Source organism: Nisaea sediminum (assembly GCF_014904705.1).
In the GTDB taxonomy this organism is placed as follows: Bacteria; Pseudomonadota; Alphaproteobacteria; order Thalassobaculales; family Thalassobaculaceae; genus Nisaea; species Nisaea sediminum.
In genome coordinates, this window is record NZ_JACZCQ010000008.1 from 79,931 (window position 1) to 94,864 (window position 14,934).

Genomic DNA, 14,934 nt, shown 5'->3' on the forward strand with positions numbered 1-14,934 from the left:
GACTCAGAGATCGTAGGGTCGAACCCGTCTTCCCTGGGTCCCCGCGTTCGGGGGAATGACGACGTTGTTTGGGGGATGTTTTTTATGCGCTCTTCAGCGCCGCATGGACTTCGAGAATACGGGCTGCCGTTGCTGGCGTCAGCGCTCCGCAAAGGTCGGATGGCAGCCAGCGCCTTTGAAACGCAAGCAGGACATTGCGCGCAGGGCCGGACATGACAGGCGTCTCCGGCGCTGCGTAACCGATCTCTGTCAGCATCCGCATCGCTTTCTCGAAAGGCAACTCCTGATCACCGGACGTATCCCGTTCCGGCCAGAGCCCGACCCCGTTCGTCGCGAGACCGGCCCAGTCGAACAGTTCGCCCGGGTCCTCCTTGCGCTCCGGCGCCACGTCGGAATGGCCGAGCACGCACGACGGTGGGATCGGATGGCGTGCAAGGATGTCGCGGCAAAGCGCCGTCAGGCTTTCCATCTGCCGCGCCGGGAACGGCCGGTAGCCGAACTGGTGGCCCGGATTGACCAGCTCGATGCCGATGGAGCGGGCATTGATGTCCGTCGCACCCGCCCAGCAGGCGACCCCCGCATGCCAGGCCCGGCGTTCCTCCGCGACCATGCGCCAGCAGGTGCCGTCCTCGTCGATCAGGTAATGCGCGCTGACCTTCGCGTTCGCGTCCGTCAGCCGGTCAAGCGCCGCGTCGGCGCTCTTCATCCCGGTATAGTGCAGCAGCAGGATATCGACGGCGGTTCCGCCCGGACGCGCATCGTTATTGGGAGACGGCCGTTCGATAATGGAGAGAGCGTCCGTCATGCGGCCCCTAGCTTTCGGCTTCCACTTTCGCCTTGGTCTTGCCGCCCGTCGTGACGGCGCCGACCCCGACGATTGTAAGCGCGGCGCCGGTCAGCTGGAAGGCGTCCATATGCTCGCCGAGGAAGACGATCCCGGACGCGGCGCCGACGAGCGGGGCGAGAATGGTGAGCGGCATGGTCTGCGAGACGTCGTATTTCTGCAGGATCCGGTACCAGAGGCCGTAACCGAAGACGGTCACCCCGACCGCCATGTAGACCACTCCGCCCCAGCCGGCGAGCCCGGCATTCTGTAGCGCTTCCCAATGTCCGTCCTCGATCACGAGAGAGGCGGAGAGGATCATCGGCGCGGCCAGTGTGGCCATCCAGGCATTCAGCACGAAGGGATTTACCGCGCCCATCCATTTCACCTGGATATGGGCAAGGCCCCAGAGCAGGGAGGCGATGATGACGAGGCCGAGATCGAACAGGCTGCTTGAGGTCTTGGGCGCACCGGCGAGCATGGCGACGCCGGTGAATGCAATGGCGATCCCGAGGATTTGCTTCTTGTTCGGCCGTTCCCGGAAGAAGATCACCGCAAGAATGACGGCGAACGGCACCTGGATCTGAGCCGCGATCGCCGCGAGTGACGCGTCCGTGCCCTTGAGGCCGGTAAACATGAAGGCGAAGTGCAGGACGCCGAGGGTGACCGAAAGCGCGAAGATGTGCGCGAACTTCATGCCCTGCGGTTTCAGGAATGGGATCAGCAGAATGGCGGTCAGAAGATAGCGCAGGCCGATGAGCATCATCGGCGGGAACTCGGCCATCGCCAGTTTGCCGAGGGCGAAATTCATTCCCCAGACGACCATGACGATGACGCCGACCAGAATGTCGAGTGGCTTCATGAAGCGCGTGCTTTCTCCAGATCTTCGCGCATTTCCTCCAACTCGAGCCATTGTGTCTCGGCATCGTCGAGTTCGGCCTGGGCCGCCGCGAGCCGTTCGCTGGTTTTCTGGAAGCTGCCGGGATCCTTCGTAAAAAGATCCGGATCGGCGAGTTTTCCTTCCAGTGCGGCGATCTCCTTGCCCAGCTTTTCGATTTGGCCGGGCAGCATTTCGAGCGCGCGCTGATCCTTGTAGCTCAGTTTCGTCTTCGCCTGCGCCGGTTTCTCGGGCTGGGCGGCGGGTTTGCTTTCTTTCTTCTTCGGCGCGGATGGCGCTTCGGGTTCTTCCCGGTTGCGCAGCGCCGCATAGTCGCTGAACCCGCCGACAAACTCCTCGATCCTGCCGTCGCCCTCGACGGCGATGACCGAGGTCACGACGCGGTCGAGAAAGTCGCGGTCATGACTGACCAGGATGATGGTGCCGTCATAGTCCGCGAGCACTTCCTGCAGCAGATCGAGGGTCTCGATATCGAGGTCGTTGGTCGGCTCGTCGAGCACCAGCAGGTTGTGCGGGGCGGCGAAGAGTTTCGCCAGCAGCAGACGGTTGCGTTCGCCGCCGGAGAGATTCTTGACGTGCGCGCGGGCCTGCCGTTCCTCGAAGAGGAAGTCGCGGAGATAGGAGACCACGTGCTTCGGCTTGCCGTGCACGAAGATGGTGTCGCCGCCGCCAGGACAGAGGGTCGACCAGAGCGTCGCCTCGCCGTCCAGCGTCTCCCGGTACTGGTCGAAATAGACCGTCTCGACGCCGAAGCCGACGCGGACCCGACCCTTGTCCGGCTTTTCCTCGCCGATCAGCATCTTCAGCAGCGTCGTCTTGCCCGCGCCGTTCGCGCCGACAAGGCCGATGCGGTCGCCGCGCCGGACGATGGTGGAGAAGTCCGTGGCGATCTTCTTCTCGCCGCCGTCCGGCAGCGGAAAGGATTTCGAGATGTGGTTCGCCTCTATTACGAGCTGGCTGCCGCCCTCGGCGTCGCCGACGCTCATATTCACGAGGCCCGGACGCTTGATCCGTTCCGCCCGCTCGCGGCGCATGCCGAGCAGGGTGCGCACGCGGCCCATATTGCGTTTGCGCCGGGCGGTCAGCCCCTCGCGAAGCCAGCGGGTCTCCTCGGCGATCTGCTTGTTGAGCCGCCGCTGGGTCGCTTCCTCGTCGGCCAGCACCTTGTCCGCCCAGTCGGGGAAGGCCGCGAAGCCCTCGGAGTTGCGGCGCACCTCGCCGCGGTCGATCCAATAGGTCCGGTTGGAGAGCTTGCTGAGGAAGGTCCGGTCGTGGCTGATCAGCAGGATGCCGCCCTTGAAATTGGCCAGTTCCTCTTCCAGCCATTCGATGGTCGGCAAGTCGAGATGGTTGGTCGGCTCGTCAAGCAGCAGGACATCCGGTTCCGAGACGAGAGCACGGGCGAGGGCGACGCGGCGCGACTCGCCGCCGGAGAGACCGTCGGTCGTTCGCTCCCCGTCGATGCCGAGATGCGCCATGACGGCATCGACCAGATATTCCGCCGGGTGATCCCCGGGTGCAGAGGCGAGGCCGCCGGCGACGTGCTCGCGGATCGGGATGCCCTTCGGCAGCGGCGGGTCCTGCGGCAGATAGGAGATTTTGGCGCCCGGCTGGACGAAGCGCTCGCCCTGGTCGAGATCGATCTGCCCCGCGAGGCATTTCAGCAGGGTCGACTTGCCGGAGCCGTTGCGGCCGACAAGGCAGATGCGCTCGCCCTTGGCAACGGTGACGTCGGCATTCTCGAACAGGATACGCTCACCCAGGGTCAGGCGCGCGCCCCGGAGCGCCACGATGGGCGGGGCGGAAGAGGCTCGGGCCATGGTCTATCTGATGCCGCGCTGTTTTGCGATGCGGTCATAAGCGGCGTTGATCGCGGCCATCTTTTCCGTCGCCGCGTCGACGAATTCCTCCGGCAGGCCCTCGGCGATGAGCCGGTCCGGGTGATGCTCTCGGATCAGGGTGCGGTAGACCCGCTTGATCTCGGCCTCGTCCGCATCGTGCGAGATGCCGAGCACGCTGTAGGGATCTTCCGCGTCCTTGTCGCCGGCGACCGCGCGGATGCGCTGAAAGGCGATCTCGTCGAACCCGAAGATCTCGGCGACCCGTTCCAGATAGGCGAGTTCGTTCTGGTGCACCACGCCGTCCGCCTTGGCGATGTGGAACAGGCTGAGCAGCAATTCCTCGAGCACCGGAGAACCGGGATTGAACAGCCGCGCGATCTGCTGCGCGTAGATCTCGAAACCCTCGACGTCGCGGCGGGCCATGTCCCAGACCCGGCCGACATTGCGGATCTCCTCCTGCGGGATGTGAAAGACCTCACGGAAGGCGGCGATCTCGTCGCGGGTGACCACGCCGTCGGCCTTTGCCATTTTCGCACTGAGGACGACGACACCGATGGTGAAGGCGATCTTGCGGGTTGCCGCCTGCTCGTCCTTCTCGTTCTTCGGAGCGTCATTGCCGGCGAAACGGTCGACGGCATGACCCGCCACCGCGCCCAGCAAGGCCCCGATCGGACCGCCAAGTGCGAGACCGGCCGTCCCCCCGATGATTTTTCCCCAGATACTCACGTTCGACGCCCGGCTGCCTGGAATAGTCCTAACTCTGGAACACAGGTGGAACATGTCGGCTGAAGGGATATCCGTCAACAGGCAGTCACCGGAGGTCTGCCATGCCGCAGCGGCGGCCCCTTGCTGGCTTCTGGCAAGGGGGAGTAGGTTGCTGCAAACAACCAGCCAATCCAAACCAAGAGCGGAGACCGCCAGGATGAACGTGGACGCGAATCCCGTGGATGAAAAGACCCGAGCGGCGGCACTCGACGCGCTGAAGCAGATCTTCGGGGACCGTTTCACGACCGCCGAGGCGGTTCGTCACCAGCACGGCAAGGACGAAAGCTATCATGCGCCGATGGCGCCCGATGCCGTGGTCTTCGCGGAGACCGAGGACGAGATTTCCCAGGCGGTCACGGTCTGCAACCGGCTCGGCTTTCCGGTTATCCCGTTCGGCACCGGTACCTCTCTCGAAGGTCACGTCGCGGCAATGAAGGGCGGGGTGACGATCGATACGTCGCTCATGGACAGGATCATTTCGGTCAACGCGGAGGATCTCGACGTTGTCGTGCAGCCCGGCGTGACGCGCAAGCAGCTGAACGAACATCTGCGCGATACCGGTCTGTTCTTCCCGATCGATCCCGGCGCCGACGCCTCGATCGGCGGCATGACCGCAACCCGTGCGTCCGGCACCAATGCGGTCCGCTACGGCACGATGCGGGAGAACGTGATCTCGCTCCGTGTCGTCACGCCGAGCGGCGAGGTGATCCGCACGTCCCGTCGCGCCCGCAAGAGTTCGGCGGGGTATGACCTGACGCGGCTCTTCGTCGGTTCGGAAGGGACGCTCGGAGTCATCACCGAGATCACGCTCAAGGTCTATGGCATTCCGGAGGCGATCTCCTCCGCCGTCTGCCAGTTCGACACGATGGAAGGGGCGGTTGATTCCGTCATCACCACGATCCATGCCGGCGTTCCCGTCGCGCGAATGGAGCTCCTCGACGAGGTGCAAATGGGCGCCTGCATCGATTATTCGAAGCTTGAAGGATATCAGCCCAAGCCGACCATCTTCTTCGAGTTCCACGGCAGCGAAGCCGGCGTGAAGGAGCAGGCGGAGACGGTCGAGGGCATCACCTCCGAGTTCGGCGGTTCCTCGTTCCAGTGGGCGACACGGACCGAGGATCGCAACGTGCTCTGGCAGGCACGGCACGATGCCTATTACGCGGCGCTGGCCCAGCGGCCAGGTGCGCAGGGCTGGCCGACCGACGTCTGCGTGCCGGTCTCGCGGCTCGCCGAATGTATCCGCGAGACGAAAGCGGATCTCGAGGAAACCGGGCTGTATGCGCCGCTGGTCGGCCATGTCGGCGACGGGAACTTTCACCTCGTCTACATCATCGATCCCGAGAATCCGGATGAGATGGGCCGGGCGAAGGCACATAGCGAACGGATGGTCCGCCGGGCACTGGCGATGGACGGAACCTGTACCGGGGAGCACGGCGTCGGCTACGGCAAGATGCCGTATCTCGAGGAGGAGCATGGGGCCGCGCTCAATCTGATGCGCGCGCTGAAGCAGGCGGTGGATCCGAACAACATCATGAACCCGGGCAAGATCGTCCGGGTTTGAGGTCTGACAAGGATGTGAGCTAGGCCGTCGCCGTGGCGCTGTCGCTTTCCCGTTGCTCGGAGGGGGGATAGGCGCGCACGCGGTCGGCCGGCAGATGGATGCGGATAATCGTCCAGGAGCCCTGCTCACTCATGAGCGTGATGGTTCCGCCGTGCAATTCGGTCAGATTGCGTGCGAGCGACAGTCCGAGGCCGACGCCGCCATAGCGCCTTGAAAGCGCCTGTTCGGCCTGCTGGAACGGTTCCATCACACGCTCCAGATCCTCCGGCGATATGCCGACGCCGGTGTCCTCGACCTCGATGTTGATCCCGCCGTCATCTGCCAGAAGCGCCCGCATATGGATGGTTCCGCCGCGCGGGGTGAACTTCACCGAATTGATCAGCAGATTGATCAAGACCTGACGCAACCTTGTCTCGTCTCCGAAGAGTGCGGGGAGGTCGCCCGGGATATCGAGCTTCAGATCGAGACTGGCCTCGGCCACCCGGTCGCCCAGCATGCGAGCGCAGGATTTCAGCATCCGGCGGATGTCGATCACGCCTTCGTCGAGTTTCACGAAGCCCGCCTCGATGCGAGAGATGTCGAGCAAGTCGTTCAGAACCGTAAGCAGATGCTTGCCGGTTTCGTTGATGTCCTTCGCGTAGTCGAGATACCGGTCGTTCTCCATCTTTCCGAAGAGTTGACCGGTTAGAATCTCGGAGAAACCGATGATCGCGTTCAGCGGAGTGCGCAGCTCGTGGCTCATATTGGCCAGAAAGGCGCTCTTCGTTCTGTTGGCGAGATCGGCTTCGTTGATGGCGTCGAGCAGCTGGTTGCGGCGCTCGAGTTCACCGGTAATGTCGGTCCCGGTACCTCGATATCCTGTCAGAACGCCTTTGTCGAAAACCGGTGTGCCGCTGATCCGCTCGTAACGGCGTTCGCCGTCGGGGCCGACGCGTGCATATTCGAAGTTCCGGAACGGGGCATGAGCGTCGATCTGGGCGCGGTGATTATTCCATTCGTTTTCCCGACCGGCATTCCATTCCAGCCGCTCATACTGGAAATGCGAGGTGCCGAGGCGCGAAAGCGGAGATTCGCCGCTAACGGCCTCGAAACGGTCGGAGAGTTCGGTCAGGCGCAGATCCGGGTCCGACTCCCAGAACCAGTCGGAAGAAATCGCGGCGATATCCCTGAACCGGCGTTCGCTGTTCTTCAAAGCGATCCGCGCGCGGCGGCGATACAGGTGGTTGATGACCAGCATCGCGATCAATGCGGTCTCAAACAGGATGAAGAGTGCCCCGACCCAGATAACGCGAATGTCCAGACCGGCGAATTTCGCTTCGTTGTTGAAGCGGATCGCCCCCTCGGGAACGCCATCCTCTTCGAGTCCGAAACGTTTCACCGCATCCATGTCGACGAGGTAGCGGTTCGGGCTCTTGAGAAGCACGGGGATATCCTTGACGGGAGTGCCGCTGAGGATCTGTGATGCCATCAATGCCGCCGCTTTGCCCTGCTCGAAATGGCTGACGACATATCCGCCGACGGGGCCATCTCCGGGTTGAAACGGTATCGGGTGGAAAAACGGAGCTCTCAGATTGACGGCGAGCATATCCATGATCTGAGAGCGGGAGCGCGATCGACCTGTGTAGTCCCTGTAGGCCGATACCAGCAGCACAGGATCGGTCGGTTCGAGATTCGCCAGCGACAGGGCCAGATCCTCGTGGGTCATCTTGTCCAGCGACAGGGTGACGATCTCGAACGGAATCTGTTCCCGCGGGATCGAGGTGAGCTGGCTCATGTTCACACGCCCGGTCGGGGTCGCATCGCCAATGGCATAAAGTTTGCGGGAACCGGGAAGCAGCCGCTTTATCAAATCTAGTGTGTTGATGAGCGAGAGTTCTTCCACGACGCCGGTAAATTGGGGGTCGTCATTGAGCGACGCGGCTTTCGCCACATTGTTGACGCTGTGAAAGACAACCGGGAGACCCTTGATCAGGCCGTTCCGTTCCTCGAGGGCGAAATCCAAAGCGTTGTCGTCGCCAACAATCACAAGGTCGTAGGGCTCGACCGCTCCAAGTTTGGCGACAAGGCTCTCCCGGAACACCCGCCCGTAAACGGCAGAACCAAGCCGCTTGGTGTCCATAAATTCGACGTCGATAAGCGGCTGAGTGCCGCCTTTCAGGAAATCGTCGAAGCCTGCGCGTATCCCTTCGATCTGCTTGGGGACGCTGTGGAATCCCAAGTGATAGGAGCTGATGAAGAGTATGCGTTTGTCATGCAAGACCGTTGCGTGCGCAGCCGTTGCCGCCACGATCGCCATCATGACCAGTACTGCGAACCTGAGAATTCGTTCGCGCATTCAAGAGCCTTTATCAGCGGACCGGGACCGGCTTGCCGAACCGTATAATCTGCAAACCCGCGCACATACTCCCCTGATAATATTAAAAAATGCTTACGGCTTGTGTAGGGCTTCCATGACCTTCCCGCAGAAACCGTCGAAGGCATCGCGCTCGATCCAGCGCACGACAGCAACAAGATCGAGCTCCGGATCGATCCAGATCACGTTGGAGCCCTTGCCTTTGGCGAAGTAGCTGTAGCGCGGAGCCGACGGCGCACTGCCGCCGGCGCCGTTCAGCCACCAGAGATAGCCGTAATCGCTGTTGATGGGGCAGGGCGTCGTCGCGGCGTTGATGTAGGTCTCGGAGAGCAGCCGCTTGCCGTTCCAGACGCCGCCGCGCGCCATCATCAGGCCCGTCAGCGCCTGGTCGCGCGAGCTGATGAACATGCCGCCGCCCCAGTGCGAGCCGCCGGAGACCGACTGGATCCGCTTGCCGCCGATCTCGACCCAGGAATTCTCGTAGCCGTGCCATTCCCAGTCGGCGGAGGCGCCGATCGGGGTCATGACCCGTTCCTTAAGGACCTCGGGAAGCGGCTTCTTCCAGACCCGGAGCAGGGCAAGCGCCAGGCGGTTCACGCGGACGTCGTTATATTCCCAGAACGTCCCGGGCTTCTGCATCTCGCGCGCCTTACCCTTCATGGTGCCTTCGCCGGCGGCAGCGTCGAGATCGCGGTTATGGTCGATCCAGTCCGGCTTGCTCCAGAGCGTGCCTTCCCACTCGCTGGTCTGCTGCAGAAGCTGGGCCCAGGTGATGTCCCGGTTCTGCTCGGACTCGAAGCCGCCATCATCGACTAATTCCGCCACCGGGCGGTCGAAACTCGGGATCAGCCCTTCGTCGAGCGCCAGGCCTGCGCAGATCGAGAGATAGCTCTTCGCGATGCTGAAGGTGATGTCCGGGCGTCGCGTATCCCCCCATTCGTGGACGATCCTGCCGCCGCGGATGATGAGCCCATGCGGGTCCTCGCGCGGCCGGGTGATGCCGATGACGTCCCGCAGGCCCTCCGGTTCGCCGAACAGATCGTTGTCGAGCGCCTTCCTGACGTCCCGGTCCATCGTTGATTCATTGGCTATCGCGAAATCGCTCGCGGCCTTCAGGCCGTCGGCGTCGAAGCCGGCGTCGCGCGGGTCGATACGGTCCCAGGATTCGCCGGAGGCGGGAAAATACGTGGTCATGTCGATCTCTTGGTCTCGAGGCGGGAGCGGGGACAGTAGCCCCGGCTCCGAGAGGCGGTCCAGACTTGCATTCCGATCAGGCGCAATCGCAGACTGGAACGAAAGCAATCGCAGGAGCGGTCTCATGGGCATGTCGGAGCAGGATTTTCAGGCGATGCAGGCGCCGCGCTATACCGGTCTGCCGACCTTCATGCGAACGCCTTACCGGCAGAGCGCCGAAGGGCTCGATATTGCGCTGGTCGGTGTTCCCTATGACGGCGGGGTGACCAATCGTCCCGGCGCCCGGCACGGGCCGCGGGAGATCCGCAATCAGAGCAGCATGATACGCACCATCAACCAAGCAACGGGAACCTGTCCCTACGAACTCTGCTCGATTGCCGATGTCGGCGACGCGGTGGTCGAGCGGCCGTTCCAGCTTGAGCAAGCGCATGAACAGATTCAGGCCTACTATGAAAAGCTGGCGGAGACCGGTGCGGTGCCGCTCAGTGCCGGCGGCGATCATTCGATCACGTTGCCGATCCTGAGGGTCCTTGGACGCAAGCAGCCGGTCGGGCTGATCCAGATCGATGCCCATTGCGATACCGGCGACGATTATCTCGGCTCCCGCTTCCACCACGGCTCACCGTTCTCGCGGGCGGTGGAGGAAGGCGTGCTCGATCCGGAACGCTGCGTGCAGATCGGCATTCGCGGAGGCATAAACGGGCGCGACCAGTGGGCCTTCAGCTACGAGCACGGGATGCGCGTCATCCAGATGCACGAAGCCCATGCGATGGGACTGGAGGCGGTCATCGCCGAGGCCCGGCGCGTCGTCGGCAACGGGCCCACCTACTTCACGTTCGACATCGACGGCATTGATCCGGCTTATGCGCCGGGAACCGGGACGCCGGAGATCGGCGGCTTCACGGCACTCGAGGCGCAGCTCCTGGTCCGCGGCATGAGCGGGGTGAATCTGATCGGCGCGGACGTGGTCGAGGTCGCGCCGCCTTTCGATCCGAGCGGCATCACCGCGCTGACCGGCGCGACGGTCATGTTCGAGCTGCTCTGTATTCTGGCCGAGGCGGTCGCGGCGCGCCGCGCTTGAGGCAATGAACATCCGCGGCATCGCATGGGGAGTTCTGGTCGCGGTTCTCCTCGGAGTGGTTCCGGCCCGGTCCGAGGACGCGGATCCAACTGTCTTTCTGGCGGATCCGGAGCTCGTGTCGGGAGCGGTGCCGGAGCTGCGCTTCGTACGCTGGCCGGTCGATCGGTGGGCGGCCATCTATGCGCGCACGGCGAACGGTTCGGTCGTGGGGCTGTCCTTAAAGCAAAGGGGCAGCACGAATGAAGCGGGGCGGGTGCTGCGCATTTCCCAAGGGGCGGAACGGCGGGTCCGGGTCGGAGGCACCTCGGGCTATTTCGTGTCGCCGCGGACCGGAGCGGCATCCGATCGTGAAGCCCTGATCGTTTTGCTCGCCGCAGGCCGACCGCCCGAATTCGGCAGCCTTGCTCCCATAGCAGGCATTCAGTTGCCGGGCGACGCACCATCCGCCGGAACATTCTTCCATCAACTCGCAACTGCGCCGTGGCTCGGAGATGTCGAGATCCATATGGTCCCCTACCGGATCAGGGCAGGAAAAGGCGCGGCGGTATCTGCTGCCGAGCGGGAGAGCTCTGATGTCCAGCTCGTCTTTTCCGGCGTGCCATTCGACAAAGTCCTGACGGTTGCGGACATCCTCGCTGTGGAGACCGTCGATCCTCCATCGCCCTTGCGTATCCGGCGCCGCGATGAGCGCGGTCCTGTATCGTTTGGTTACAGAACGGCTCTCGACCTCACGGTGCTTGCCGGGAGGCTCGAAAAGATTGCCGCCGATCTGGGCGAGCGCGTGTCCGTCTCCGTCGATCTCGCCAACCGGCGGTTGGAGCTGTCCGCGCCCTGATCCGCGGGAAGCCGGCTGCATACGGGAGTGTTGCGGTCGGTTAGGAAATCACCCAAGATAAGCACGCATAAGGCGAGAAAATATAAAATTACTCACTGATTTTGAGGGGCTGCGCGCGTGTTTGAGCATGGTGGTGGAGCAGCTGGCCTGAGAACGGAGATCAGCGGCGAGCTTGCCTCGGCGCTCGCCGCGGTCGTCGAAGCCTCGGGCGATGGCGGACGGCGCTACGATGCCAGAGTGCGCCGCTCCCTTATCCAGACGGTCGCCGCCAGGGCCTATGGCCGGCCTTTGCTGGAACTCGCCTTCCTGATCTCCGCCGCGGACCGGATCGCGGGACGCGGAGGGTATATCGGTTATCTCTGGGGCGTACGTACAGCGACCGCTTCGGCCTTCAAAGCGGCGTCGATCGCCTCCGTGCGGCGCGACCTAAACGGGTCCGAGGTGCGTGCCGGAGCGAACGAGCTTGTCCTCCGGACCGCCTCGCCGGAATTCCGCATCAGCTATGGCCGGATCCCTTTCCTGGCCGCGTTGCTCGATTTTTGCGTAACGGCCCTCGGTTTCGAGGCGGTGGACGGTGAAATCGCGGCATTTCTTGCAGGCCCGCATGGGCGGGGAGAGGCGCAGGCGCTCGCCAACGCCTTGTCCAGACGCCTCTACGAGTTTCTGAAGCGGCATCTCCCCTCGCAGCAATACGAGCGGAAGTTCGGCGTCATATGCGGTTTTCTCGCCGAACGAAACGGACGCAGACCCACAGCCGAATCCATCGATGACCGCACGATCCTCGCGTTCTGGGAACTGCGTTGCGCGCTGCATTCCGACGGTGGGGACTTCAGGGGATTTCGCACTGTCGCTCTCGACTGTTTCCGGCTCCGGACGGCGCTCAAGGAGGCTGCGGTCCGGCGGGCGGTTGAAAGCGCCGCACCGATCGGGCCATCGCGCGAACAGGGAGAGGTCGATCCCGAACAGGTGCTGGAGGCGCTGGAGGTCGTAGACGGAAGACGGGCCATCCTCAGCGAACTTTCCTCGCCTCCAGCGGACCGGCTCAAATCGGTGAACAAGCGGGAGGCGGCGCGGCTTGAACTCGTTCTGGAGGCCGGGGAGGCGGCGGGCATTCTGCCGCTGACAATCCTGCGCGCCGAAGTGTTCGGCGCGCATCAGGCGCGTATCATCCAAGCGCTGCGCCGGCGGAGCGGGCATGCCGGGCAGGATTTGGTGGCCGGTCTGATCGGCACCTCGCCGGAAGAGACATACGCGACCGCCGTCACAAGCTACGGGACGATCGCAACGCATCTCCGGAAAATTCGCAAGGCCTTGATGTACATTCTGTTCCGGAACCGAAGACCGGAAGCTTTGGCGATTGCGGTCTCGCTCTTTCCGGAGATGGCGCCGGCCCTCAAGTCGAGTGTTTCCGGTCCAGGACATTTCGAGGGAAACGTGGTCCCGCTTCGCCCGGAGCAGGTGGTCGGAGGATTGATCGAGCATGCGCTCTCCGGCGATCCGGAGACGGCACCCGAAGCCGGGTTTTTTCGCGCCGCCCGAGGCGCATTCGCCAAGATCAACCGTCGCGGTTTCGAGGAAAGCCGGGTGCTGGAGCGCGAGATTCTGGAGGCGGCCGAAGTCAGTGATCCGCTGGTTCGTGATTGCGCTGAAAGCCTGCAGGACCTGCTGAAGTCGCTCGGCCGGCACTTTGACCTGATCTCGCCGGATCAGGTTTTCGACGAGGATTGCCGCCGTTTCGCCACTGCTCTGGCGGCGCTTTACCGGGAGCACGCATGACCGGCGAGGACGGAACGGCGGCCGATCCGTTAGCCAGGGCGCTCTTTACCGCAGCCTCACTGGCGCAGGACCTGCGTGGCGCGACGAAGGAGGCCGCCGGCGCGATCTGCTTTTCCGAGTTGGTGCATTGTCTGTTGCGGCCGGAGGGGGAGGGAGCGGATGCGGTTTTGGACCGCGCTTTCGATGATCCGAATTTTGCCCCGGCGGCGGAAGCCTTGCTCCGCCGGATTGCCCTGGCCGAGTTTCCTGCCGCCGCAGCGGCGAGCAGCGGCGGCCTCGAAATGCGCGAACGTGCCGGCTTCCGTCTGCGGTTGGCGCCGTCGCTTGCCGAGGGCGGACCGACATATCTGCTGATCGAGCAGGTGCGGCCGGAGACGGGGCTGCCGCGCGTGCTCGTCGCCATTCCTCCGCGCGCGCGCCCGGAATATGCCGTCTTGCCCGAGGCGGAAACATTGCCGCTTCAGCTCATGTTTGATGCCGATGCGCCGTTTCTCCGGGCGTTCCGCAATCCGGACAGCAGGCTTTACCTGACGTGATGGCCGGCACGAAACGGGTACGGGTTTTCGTCGCGACGACCCGCGGGGCGGTTCGCGTGGTGCGGATCTCGGCCGAGAATCCGGCGGTCCGGTCCGCTCTCTGTCTCTCCGGCTCTCTCGCTGCGTTGCCTGTCAGCGCCGACTACGACTCTTTCGTGCGCGAGCCGACCGGCGTGGTCGAGCGGCTGACCGGACATCCGGTCTATCGGACGGATCTGTCGGCGGCGATTGACGGTGGCGAGAGCTGGCAACTCGGACTTTTTCTCGCACACATGCTGAAGCGTGAGGATCTCCTCGCCGAAGGTGACGCGCCGGCCGAGACCGATCTGCTGGTAACCGGCCGGGTGGACAGGGACCTCAATGTCGGAGCGGTCGATCACGTCGGGGCAAAACTTGAGCGGGCAGGGACGGCCGCTTCTGGCCATGGCTTCTTCGTGCTCCCGGCTTCCGGCGACATCCCGGACAGTACCGAAGGCTGGAGCCTTCTGCCGGTTGATCATCCGGAACAGGCCCTCTTGGCCTGCCTCGGGCCGGACATCTCGGAAACACTCTTCGGGGCCTCGCGGCAAACGTCCCCTGACGGGAAGGAGCGGGCAGGTCCGCGAAAGCGCAGTGCCGTCATGGCCGGGATAGCGGTCGCGGGCGGACTGACCGCAATTCTTTATGGTTCAATCAATCGGTATCAGGAGGCGGAGCCCGAGCGGGAGAGCGTGGGGGCGGGCTCGATGATGCAGGTCGAGATCGTGCCGCGGGAGCAGCTCGGATGCGGCGTGCCGGTCGTGCTTCCTCCGAAAACCGGCGTCTTTGACGGGGCCGCCTGCGCCGGCATCGTGACGGTCCGGCGGAACGGAGAATTCCGTATCCGGGCGTCCGTCTCCGGCGGATTTCTGACTTATGCGGATGCCGACCGTTATCGCAGGGAATTGCACCGTGTTGCCGCCGGCGGAGACCAGCTGGTGCTCCGGATCGATTTCCCTTATTGGATGCGGCAGCCGCTCAGACTTGACGTTGAAGTCACACAGTTGGCGATGGACGGCCAGCCGGTGCAATTCGCCGGGCGCAGTATCGAGCTTCGACCCAGTGGCCATTTTCATTATTGAATCGTTTAAAATTCAATGGATTTTTATTTAAGGTTGCGGCAATGGAAGATCTGGTTCGACGCACAAGTGCAGTAAAGCGCCTCCATATCTTGGAGATTGACCACATTTCAATTATAGATTTGTGGCCGCTCGCGCGTTTTTATTGCCGAGCCGGGCTGTCGGAAACGGAAA

12 protein-coding genes are annotated in these 14,934 nt (G+C 63.4%); 6 read left to right on the forward strand and 6 right to left on the reverse strand.

Annotated features, from left to right (window positions below):
• Positions 1-82 precede the first annotated feature (82 nt).
• Genes IG122_RS17705 through IG122_RS17720 form a run of 4 tightly spaced genes read right to left on the reverse strand, consistent with a single transcriptional unit; the run spans position 83 to position 4,288 of the window.
• Positions 83-805, reverse strand: a complete 723-nt coding sequence (locus tag IG122_RS17705) for an N-acetylmuramoyl-L-alanine amidase (RefSeq protein ID WP_193186746.1) — start codon at positions 803-805, stop codon at positions 83-85.
• A 7-nt stretch (positions 806-812) separates the two neighbouring features.
• Positions 813-1,685, reverse strand: a complete 873-nt coding sequence (locus IG122_RS17710; protein ID WP_193186749.1) for a DMT family transporter — start codon at positions 1,683-1,685, stop codon at positions 813-815.
• Positions 1,682-3,541: an ATP-binding cassette domain-containing protein gene (locus IG122_RS17715; protein WP_193186752.1), complete on the reverse strand. Its 1,860-nt coding sequence runs from the start codon at positions 3,539-3,541 to the stop codon at positions 1,682-1,684. The genes IG122_RS17710 and IG122_RS17715 overlap by 4 nt, the downstream gene beginning before the upstream one ends.
• Before the next feature lie 3 nt (positions 3,542-3,544).
• Positions 3,545-4,288: a TerB family tellurite resistance protein gene (locus tag IG122_RS17720; RefSeq protein WP_193186755.1), complete on the reverse strand. Its 744-nt coding sequence runs from the start codon at positions 4,286-4,288 to the stop codon at positions 3,545-3,547.
• A gap of 196 nt (positions 4,289-4,484) precedes the next feature.
• Between IG122_RS17720 and IG122_RS17725 the strand changes: the two genes are divergently transcribed.
• Positions 4,485-5,888 carry an FAD-binding oxidoreductase gene (locus tag IG122_RS17725; protein ID WP_193186758.1) on the forward strand — a complete coding sequence of 468 codons (1,404 nt, stop codon included), beginning with the start codon at positions 4,485-4,487 and terminating at the stop codon, positions 5,886-5,888.
• Between the two features lie 19 nt (positions 5,889-5,907).
• Here IG122_RS17725 and IG122_RS17730 read toward each other — a convergent pair whose 3' ends face one another.
• Together IG122_RS17730 and IG122_RS17735 are read right to left on the reverse strand one after the other, a co-directional pair.
• Positions 5,908-8,223 (reverse strand): sensor histidine kinase, encoded by a 2,316-nt coding sequence (locus IG122_RS17730; protein ID WP_193186761.1) that lies wholly within the window; start codon positions 8,221-8,223, stop codon positions 5,908-5,910.
• 93 nt (positions 8,224-8,316) lie between these two features.
• Positions 8,317-9,435, reverse strand: coding sequence for a serine hydrolase domain-containing protein (locus IG122_RS17735; protein WP_193186764.1), 1,119 nt, complete (start codon positions 9,433-9,435; stop codon positions 8,317-8,319).
• A gap of 124 nt (positions 9,436-9,559) precedes the next feature.
• Here IG122_RS17735 and speB point away from each other — a divergent pair, with 124 nt between their 5' ends.
• The 5 genes from speB (at position 9,560) to IG122_RS17760 (ending at position 14,763) form a co-directional block, all read left to right on the forward strand.
• Positions 9,560-10,516, forward strand: a complete 957-nt coding sequence (gene speB / locus IG122_RS17740; protein WP_226893709.1) for an agmatinase — start codon at positions 9,560-9,562, stop codon at positions 10,514-10,516.
• A gap of 4 nt (positions 10,517-10,520) precedes the next feature.
• Positions 10,521-11,351 carry a hypothetical protein gene (locus IG122_RS17745; protein WP_193186767.1) on the forward strand — a complete coding sequence of 277 codons (831 nt, stop codon included), beginning with the start codon at positions 10,521-10,523 and terminating at the stop codon, positions 11,349-11,351.
• Between the two features lie 117 nt (positions 11,352-11,468).
• Complete coding sequence (locus tag IG122_RS17750; protein WP_193186770.1) at positions 11,469-13,127, forward strand: hypothetical protein; 1,659 nt, start codon at positions 11,469-11,471, stop codon at positions 13,125-13,127.
• Complete coding sequence (locus IG122_RS17755) at positions 13,124-13,663, forward strand: hypothetical protein (protein ID WP_193186773.1); 540 nt, start codon at positions 13,124-13,126, stop codon at positions 13,661-13,663. The genes IG122_RS17750 and IG122_RS17755 overlap by 4 nt, the downstream gene beginning before the upstream one ends.
• Positions 13,663-14,763 (forward strand): hypothetical protein, encoded by a 1,101-nt coding sequence (locus IG122_RS17760; protein WP_193186776.1) that lies wholly within the window; start codon positions 13,663-13,665, stop codon positions 14,761-14,763. The genes IG122_RS17755 and IG122_RS17760 overlap by 1 nt, the downstream gene beginning before the upstream one ends.
• The last annotated feature ends 171 nt before the right edge of the window (positions 14,764-14,934 follow it).

Coding starts and splice junctions, on each gene's coding strand:
- IG122_RS17705 (WP_193186746.1), bottom strand. CDS start 805: ATGACGGACGCTCTCTCCATTATCGAACGGCCGTCTCCCAATAACGAT.
- IG122_RS17710 (WP_193186749.1), bottom strand. CDS start 1,685: ATGAAGCCACTCGACATTCTGGTCGGCGTCATCGTCATGGTCGTCTGG.
- IG122_RS17715 (WP_193186752.1), bottom strand. CDS start 3,541: ATGGCCCGAGCCTCTTCCGCCCCGCCCATCGTGGCGCTCCGGGGCGCG.
- IG122_RS17725 (WP_193186758.1), top strand. CDS start 4,485: ATGAACGTGGACGCGAATCCCGTGGATGAAAAGACCCGAGCGGCGGCA.
- IG122_RS17730 (WP_193186761.1), bottom strand. CDS start 8,223: ATGCGCGAACGAATTCTCAGGTTCGCAGTACTGGTCATGATGGCGATC.
- IG122_RS17735 (WP_193186764.1), bottom strand. CDS start 9,435: ATGACCACGTATTTTCCCGCCTCCGGCGAATCCTGGGACCGTATCGAC.
- speB (WP_226893709.1), top strand. CDS start 9,560: ATGGGCATGTCGGAGCAGGATTTTCAGGCGATGCAGGCGCCGCGCTAT.
- IG122_RS17745 (WP_193186767.1), top strand. CDS start 10,521: ATGAACATCCGCGGCATCGCATGGGGAGTTCTGGTCGCGGTTCTCCTC.
- IG122_RS17755 (WP_193186773.1), top strand. CDS start 13,124: ATGACCGGCGAGGACGGAACGGCGGCCGATCCGTTAGCCAGGGCGCTC.
- IG122_RS17760 (WP_193186776.1), top strand. CDS start 13,663: ATGGCCGGCACGAAACGGGTACGGGTTTTCGTCGCGACGACCCGCGGG.